Origin of the sequence: Pseudomonas sp., from assembly GCF_050739655.1 — a bacterium.
Lineage (GTDB): Bacteria > Pseudomonadota > Gammaproteobacteria > Pseudomonadales > Pseudomonadaceae > Aquipseudomonas.
The window spans coordinates 1-7363 of record NZ_JBOIBY010000443.1; the positions used below are offsets into that span (position 1 = coordinate 1).

Here is a 7363-nt window from a genome sequence, read left to right on the forward strand (position 1 = left end):
CATTAATATTGCACGTCAGTCCGCAATCGCGAGCAGGCTCGCTCCCACAGGGGGATCTTCAGTGTTTGAAGATCTTGTGTTCGCCACTCGATCAGGAAGAAAAGATTTCCGTGTAACGACGAATCCATTGGTCATGCACGGTGGCCAGGAAGGCGTTGTCGTGCATGATCGCCTTCTCGGAAATTTGCTCCGGCGTGAGGATGTACGGGCTCTTGCGCGCTTCGGCAGAGATGATGGCCTTGGCGTTGACCGGGCCGTTGTAGATGTCCTCGGCCATCTTGCCCTGCACCAGCGGGTCCAGAGAGTGGTTGATGAACGCGTAGGTCAGGTCGGTATCGCCTGGACGATTCTTCGGCATCACCGACAACATCAGGTCAGTGTAGAAACCTTCCTTCATGCCGAAGGTGGCGCCCAGGCCGTAGTTCGGATCGCGAATCTGTTTCGGGAAAAAGGCCGGCGCGTAAAGGCCGCCCATGTCCAGGGAACCGGTACGGAACAGCTCGGCGATCTGGTTCGGGTTTTCGCCCAGAGTCACTACGCGGTCCTTGAGCTCGGCGAGTTTCTTGAAGCCCGGTTCGATGTTGTGCTCGTCACCACCGGCCAGTTTGGCGGCAATGATGATCAGGTCCATGGCCTCGGTCCAGTTCGGCGGCGGCAGGAAGATGTTCGGCGACAGGTCGGCATCCCACAGGGCGGCGTAGCTGTTCGGCGCCTCCTTGATGGTGCGGGTGCTGTAGACCAGGCTGTTGCACCACAGCAGGTAACCGATACCGTGGCCATTGGCGCCGGTGCGGTATTTTTCCGGTACGTCGACCAGGTTGGGAATGCGGTTCAGATCAGGCTTTTCCAGCAGGTTGGCAGCGGCCAGACCTTCGGCACCGACACCCGCCAGGGTGATGACGTCGTACTGCGGGCGATCACCGCCAGCCTTGAGTTTGGCGACCATTTCCGAGGTGCTGCCGGTGCGGTCGGCGATGACCTTGCAACCGTACTTGTCTTCGAAGGTTGCCGCGATGTTGCGCAACGCTGCCAGGCCGGTGTCATCGGACCAGGTCAACAGACGCAGGGTCTTGCCTTGAAAGCGAGTATCGCTCGCGTTGGCCTTGATGAATGGCATGCTCATGGCCGCCGCGGCAACCGAGGCGACGCCCACGGTTTTGATAAATTGACGTCTGTTCAGATCGTGCTCGCCCATTACGGACTCCCATTATTTTTGTAGGTATGAGATTGGTAGCAACCGTTGCATCTGCGCATCAGGCCAGCATTTACCCCCTGTATTCATGGGGCTTTGGCTGATCCGGCGGGTTCATCCTGAGGTCGTGCAAAACACCTGACTATCGATAAAAACTCATTGAAGCCATGACGCCAGCGCATGCCTCCTTGTAGGAGCGAGCTTGCTCGCGAAGAACCCGAGAACACCACGGGGTATCAGGCACCCAGCGTTATCGTTAACGTTTTTCGCGAGCGAGCTCGCTCCTACACAGGGGCGGTGTCAGACGGCGCGAATCACGTGTTTGATTTCCTGGAAAGCCTGCAAGCCCCAAGGCCCCAATTCGCGGCCGATGCTGCTCTGCTTGTAGCCGCCCCACGCGGTCTGCGGGAAGATCACCTGCGGCGCGTTGATCCACACAAGCCCCGCCTGCAGAGCGTTGGCGACACGATCGGCCGCCTCGGCGTCACGTGTGACCACGCTGGCGACCAGACCAAACTGACTGTCGTTGGCCAGCGCAATCGCTTCGGCTTCGGTGGCGAAACTGCGTACACAAATCACCGGGCCGAAAATCTCTTCACACCACAGCGCACTGTCCAGGGGCACTTCGGTGAAAACCGTCGGCTGCAAAAAATATCCGCGCGGCAGGTCTGCAGGACGATTGCCGCCACAGACCAGCTTGGCGCCAGCGCTCAAACCGCGATCGATATGGCCGAGCACGCGCTGGTACTGCGCCTGATTGACCAATGCACCCATCTCGACATTCGGGTCGAACGGGTCAGCCACGCGAATCGCCTCGGCGCGAGCCTTCACACGGGTGAGGAATTCATCGGCCAGTTCATCAGCAACCAACACGCGGCTGGTGGCAGAACACATTTGCCCGGCGTTGAAAAAGCCACCGCCGCAGGCCACTTCCACCGCCAGATCGAGGTCCGCATCGGCCAGCACCAACAAGGAAGATTTGCCGCCCAACTCCAGGCTTACACCCTTGACGGTTTCCGCCGCCCGCTGCATGACCTGCACGCCCACCGCATTGCTGCCGGTGAAGGAAATCTTGGCAATGCGCGGATCAGCCGACATCGGGGCACCAACGGCCAGGCCGGTGCCACATACCAGGTTGAACACACCGGCAGGCAAGCCTGCTTCAGCGATGATTGCCGCCAGTTCAAGCTCCGGCAGTGGTGTCACTTCCGAAGGTTTGAGCACCACGCAGCAACCCGCGGCCAAGGCCGGAGCGAGTTTCCACGCGGTGGTCACCATCGGGAAATTCCACGGCACGATCAGGCCGACCACACCGCACGGCTCACGGCGCAGACGAGCACTGAAGTCGTCGGTTGGCAGCTCGATGGCGCTGTCCTGTTTACCGTCGAGGGCTTCGGCGAGACCTGCGTAGTACTCGAACGTGGCGATCACGTCGTCGACGTCGATGGCCGCTTCGAACTGTGGCTTGCCGTTGTTGCTCGACTGCAAATACATCAGCTTTTCACGACCGGCCTGCACACCAGCGGCGATTTTGCGCAAGATTGCACCGCGCTCAGCGCCAGTGGTTTTCGACCAGTCGGCAAAGGCCTTGGTCGCCGCGCTCACCGCCAGGTCGACGGCGCCCTCGTCGCCACCATTCACGGTGGTCAACAAAGCTTCGGTGGCCGGGTTGATGACCCGCAGGTGTTCATGACCGGCCGACCATTGGCCGTTGATGTACAGGCCATCCAGCGTAGTGGGGAAGGTCATTTCGACACCGCCTTCATCCATTGCGCCTGATCGATTTCAATCAGGGTCGGCCCCTGACGATCTGCCGCTGCACGCAACGCGCCGCGCAGTTGCTCTACACCGCTGATGGCCTCGGCAGCGCAGCCCAAAGCCTTGGCGACACCGATGAAGTCCGGGGTGTAGATGTCGACGCCGACCGGTTCGATGGCGCGGTTGACCATGTATTTCTTGATCTCTTCGTAGCCCTGGTTATTCCACAGCAGCACGATCACCGGCGTGCGCGCTTCAACGGCGCTGGCCAGTTCCGGCAGGGTGAACTGCAAACCGCCGTCGCCAATCAGGCACACCACCGGTGGACGCGTGCCGCTTTCAGCACTACCACCCAGCCAGGCGCCAATCGCTGCCGGCAGGGCGTAACCGAGCGTGCCGTAACCGGTGGACGAATTGAACCAGCGACGCGGACGCTCAGGGTTGAAGGTCAGGTTGCCGGTGTACACCGGTTGGGTCGAATCGCCGACGAATACCGCGTCCGGCAATTCATGCAGAACGGTTTCGAGGAAGCGGGTCTGGGCCAGCGTCGGTGCATCCCAGGTCTGGGCCAGTTCTTCTCGCAGGCGAGCGGCGCGCACCTGGCCCCAATCATTACGGCGTTCGGCCAGGGATTTGTGCGACAGCGCGCTGAGCAAGGCCTGTGCTGCGTTGCGCGAATCGGCCACCAGCGCCACATGCGGCGGATAGTTGCGTACGGTCTGGTCTGGATCGATGTCCACGCGCAGCAGTTTGCCCGGAATTTCGAAGCCGCCGGCGAAGGTCACGTCATAGTCGGTCTCGGCCAGTTCAGTACCAATCGCCAGCACCACATCGGCCTCGGCAACCAGCGCGCGGGTGGCGACCAGGCTCTGGGTCGAACCGATCAGCAGCGGGTGAGCGGACTCGAACATGCCTTTGGCATTGATGGTCAGGGCCACCGGAGCGTCCAGCAACTCAGCCAGTTCAGTCAGCTCGCCAGCCGCATCGATGGCGCCGCCACCGGCGAGGATCAACGGGCGCTTGGCGCTGGCCAGCAATTCAGTCATGCGCGAAACAGCGCTCGGCGAAGCACCTGCGCGGTCGATATTGACCGGGACGCTGCCGAGCAAGTCGTCTGCTTCTTCAACCAATACATCCAACGGAATTTCGATGTGCACAGGGCGCGGACGACCGGCCTGGAACAACGCAAAGGCACGGGCCAGAACGCCCGGCAACTCCGACGCCGACATCAGGGTATGTGAGAACGCCGCGACACCGGCACACAGTGCGCCCTGGTTCGGCAGCTCATGCAGCTTGCCGCGACCGCCGCCCAACTGGTTGCGCGATTGCACGCTGGAGATCACCAGCATCGGGATCGAATCGGCGTAAGCCTGACCCATCGCGGTGGTGATGTTGGTCATGCCGGGGCCGGTGATGATGAAGCACACACCCGGCTTGCCGCTGGTGCGCGCATAGCCGTCAGCCATGAAACCGGCGCCCTGTTCGTGACGCGGCGTGACATGGTTGATGCTCGAACGGGCCAGCCCGCGATACAGCTCCACGGTATGAACCCCGGGAATGCCGAACACCTGCTCAACCCCGTAGCCTTCGAGTAACTTGACCAATACTTCGCCGCACGTCGCCATGTCTTTGCCCTTCTTGTTCGTTTGAGACGCCGGGCCTGCGCTGTGTTTATGATGGATTCGCAGGTCCAGGGATGGCCTCATTGGAACGGGCGACACATAGCCGCAACAATGGATAAAAAGTCATACTAGCCATGTCCTTACGTCATACCTTGGATCCCAATGAAACGACTGCCTCCCCTGCCGGCGCTGCACACATTTCTGATTACCGCGCAGTGCTGCAATTTCACCCGGGCCGCTGAGCAACTGCACATCACCCAAGGTGCGGTGAGCCGACAGATCGCGGGGCTGGAAGATTTTCTCGGTTATGAATTGTTCATCCGCCTGGCTCGGGGTCTCGATCTGACGGCCGAGGGTCGGGAATGGCTGCCGAAGGTCCAGCAGATTTTCGGGCTGATCGACGAGGCCGTGGAGCAGATCGGCGAGAAGCGCGAGACCTTGCAACTCAAGGCGCCGAGCTGCGTCATGCGCTGGCTGTTGCCACGACTGTTGCAATGGCAAAAGGAGCGCCCGGACGTGCCGGTGGAACTGACCACCACGGTCAAGCACGGCGTGGATTTTCATCGCGAACAATTCGATGCCGCGGTGATGTACGGCCCACCGCCGAACGCTGCATTGATGTCGCAAAAACTGTTCGATGAGCAACTGACTCCGGTCTGCTCCAGGCCCATGCTCGAAGGGCCGATGACGCTGCAAACACCGGCCGATTTGCAACAGCATTTGTTGCTGCACCCGACCCGTGATGAGCGTGACTGGAAGGCCTGGTTGAAGGCAGCGGATGTGCAATTGAGCAATGTTGGCAAGGGCCAGCATTTCGAAACGCTCGACCTGGCGATGTCGATGGCGTCTCAAGGAACGGGGGTGGCGATCGGCGACTGGTCACTGATCGGCGATGACCTGAACGCCGGACGGCTGGTCATGCCTTTCGAACTGAAAGTGAAAACCGGGTTGGCGTATTACCTGGTATTCCCCGAAAAACCCGGGCCTTCGCCGAAACTGCGTGAATTGATGAGGTGGTTGGTGGAGCAGGCGCAGTCTCGATAAAAACTGCAAATCCCTGCCCCTGTGGGAGCGGGCTTGCCCGCGATGACGGATTAACATTCAACATTGATGTCGGCTGAACCACCGCAATCGCGGGCAAGTCGAATCGTCGCACCGCCGCTCCCACAAGTGATCAGTGATCTCAATACCCGACGGTAAACCGCTGTCGCGAATGCTTCGGCGTTTCCACTTCGTCGAGCATCGCGATCGCATAGTCAGCAAATGTGATCCAGCTACGCCCTTCACTGCTCACCAGCAAATCATCCTGACCGGTGCGGAATTTCTCAGTGCGCTCGCCTTCGACAATTTCGGCCGAAGGCGACAGGAAGGTCCAGTCCAAATCCTTTTCTTCTCGCAGCTTTCCTAGAAACTCGGCACCGGCGCTGGCCTCTGCTTTGTAAGCCTCTGGGAAACCCGCGCTATCGATCACCCGAGTGCCATCGGGCAACAGCAGCGAACCCGCCCCGCCCACCACCAGCAAGCGTTCGACCCCTGCCTTTTTCACCGGCCCGACCACGGCGCTGGCAGGCAGCGTGGCGAAATGCGCTGCGCTAATGACCACGTCATGACCGACGATGGCTTCTTGTAATGCGCTGGCATCGAGAGCGTCGACATTACGAGTGAGCACTCCAGCACGCTGGCCGATTTTCGACGTGTCGCGTGCGATGGCGGTAACGCTGTGGCCGCGACGCAGGGCTTCTTCCAGCAGTTGGCTACCGGCACGACCGGTGGCACCGATGATTGCGATTTTGCTCATGAACTTCTCCAGAAGATTGAACAGCGGATTACCACTTCATCTCGCCCTTGGCGACTTTGGCGCTCAGCTCCAGGGAGCTTTCTTCGCCCAGTGACGGGAAGCGTTTTTTCATTGCGTCGATCAACGCAGTTGAATCCTTGGCCTTGGCGGTTTCTTCGTCGAAGGCCTTGATGTATTCGGCGGTGAACTGCACAGCGGCCAGAGAACGGGCGCTCTCGCCGAGGTAGTGACCCGGCACGATGGTTTTCGGTTTCAGGCTTTCAATCGCGTGCAGCGTAGCCAACCAGTCGGCATGGGATTGCGCAGTTTGGGTATCGGCCATCCACACGTGGATGTTTTCTGCCACGACCACACCACCGACCACGGCTTTGATCGATGGAATCCAGACAAAACTGCGGTCCGGCTGCTTGCCCTCAAGGCCGATCACCTGCAATTTCTGCCCTTCAAGGATCAGGCTGTCACCCTTGAGCACGTCCGGCACGATGGTTTTGGCCGGGATGTCGGCGCCCATTTTCGGCCCCCAGAACGCCAGTTTGCCGTCGACGGTTTTTTTGATGTGATCAACGGTTGGCTGCGAGGCGAGCACCTTGGCCTTGGGAAATGCAGCGGTCAGTGTGTCGAGGCCGAAGTAGTAATCCGGGTCGCCGTGACTGATGTAAATGGTGGTCAATTGCTTGCCGCTGGCGCGAATTTTTTCCACCACCTGTTCGGCCTGGGATTTGCCGAACTGTGCGTCCACCAGGATCGCGTCTTTTTCGCCGCTGACCAGTACCGAAGTCACCGGGAAGATCGCTTTTTCACCGGGGTTGTAGACGTCCAGGGTCAGCGTGGATGCGCTGGCATGGGCGGCGAAACCGAGGGCGGCCGTGGCCAGCAAAATACGCTTGAGGGTGGTGAATCCGATCATCTGTAGCTCCGTAGTCTGAGAGTGCTCTCTACCTGTAGGAGCGAGCTTGCTCGCGAAGGACTAGAGGACGCCGCTGGGTGTCAGGC

The 7363-nt window shown here is 60.1% G+C and carries 6 protein-coding genes; 1 reads left to right on the plus strand and 5 read right to left on the minus strand.

What is annotated here, in order from left to right:
- Positions 1 to 91: 91 nt before the first annotated feature.
- The 3 genes from ACRESJ_RS21295 to ACRESJ_RS21305 all read right to left on the minus strand — a co-directional run bounded on the left by ACRESJ_RS21295 (position 92) and on the right by ACRESJ_RS21305 (position 4575).
- Complete coding sequence (locus ACRESJ_RS21295) at positions 92 to 1195, minus strand: extracellular solute-binding protein (protein WP_431759663.1); 1104 nt, start codon at positions 1193 to 1195, stop codon at positions 92 to 94.
- Between the two features lie 297 nt (positions 1196 to 1492).
- Positions 1493 to 2941, minus strand: coding sequence for an aldehyde dehydrogenase family protein (locus tag ACRESJ_RS21300; protein ID WP_431759664.1), 1449 nt, complete (start codon positions 2939 to 2941; stop codon positions 1493 to 1495).
- Entirely contained in the window at positions 2938 to 4575 is a 1638-nt protein-coding gene (locus ACRESJ_RS21305; protein ID WP_431759665.1) for a 5-guanidino-2-oxopentanoate decarboxylase, read from the minus strand. Before ACRESJ_RS21305 ends, ACRESJ_RS21300 begins: the two co-directional genes overlap by 4 nt.
- A 159-nt stretch (positions 4576 to 4734) precedes the next feature.
- Between ACRESJ_RS21305 and ACRESJ_RS21310 the strand changes: the two genes are divergently transcribed.
- On the plus strand, positions 4735 to 5616 hold the full coding sequence (locus ACRESJ_RS21310) for a LysR substrate-binding domain-containing protein (protein WP_431759666.1): 882 nt from the start codon (positions 4735 to 4737) through the stop codon (positions 5614 to 5616).
- A gap of 139 nt (positions 5617 to 5755) precedes the next feature.
- Here ACRESJ_RS21310 and ACRESJ_RS21315 read toward each other — a convergent pair whose 3' ends face one another.
- Positions 5756 to 6370 (minus strand): NAD(P)-dependent oxidoreductase, encoded by a 615-nt coding sequence (locus ACRESJ_RS21315; RefSeq protein ID WP_431759667.1) that lies wholly within the window; start codon positions 6368 to 6370, stop codon positions 5756 to 5758.
- Positions 6371 to 6398: 28 nt separating this feature from the next.
- Positions 6399 to 7277, minus strand: coding sequence for an MBL fold metallo-hydrolase (locus ACRESJ_RS21320; RefSeq protein WP_431759668.1), 879 nt, complete (start codon positions 7275 to 7277; stop codon positions 6399 to 6401).
- Positions 7278 to 7363: the final 86 nt, after the last annotated feature.

Excerpts from the sequence above, each read along its gene's own strand:
- ACRESJ_RS21295 (WP_431759663.1), bottom strand. The coding sequence starts at position 1,195 with ATGGGCGAGCACGATCTGAACAGACGTCAATTTATCAAAACCGTGGGC.
- ACRESJ_RS21300 (WP_431759664.1), bottom strand. The coding sequence starts at position 2,941 with ATGACCTTCCCCACTACGCTGGATGGCCTGTACATCAACGGCCAATGG.
- ACRESJ_RS21305 (WP_431759665.1), bottom strand. The coding sequence starts at position 4,575 with ATGGCGACGTGCGGCGAAGTATTGGTCAAGTTACTCGAAGGCTACGGG.
- ACRESJ_RS21310 (WP_431759666.1), top strand. The coding sequence starts at position 4,735 with ATGAAACGACTGCCTCCCCTGCCGGCGCTGCACACATTTCTGATTACC.
- ACRESJ_RS21315 (WP_431759667.1), bottom strand. The coding sequence starts at position 6,370 with ATGAGCAAAATCGCAATCATCGGTGCCACCGGTCGTGCCGGTAGCCAA.
- ACRESJ_RS21320 (WP_431759668.1), bottom strand. The coding sequence starts at position 7,277 with ATGATCGGATTCACCACCCTCAAGCGTATTTTGCTGGCCACGGCCGCC.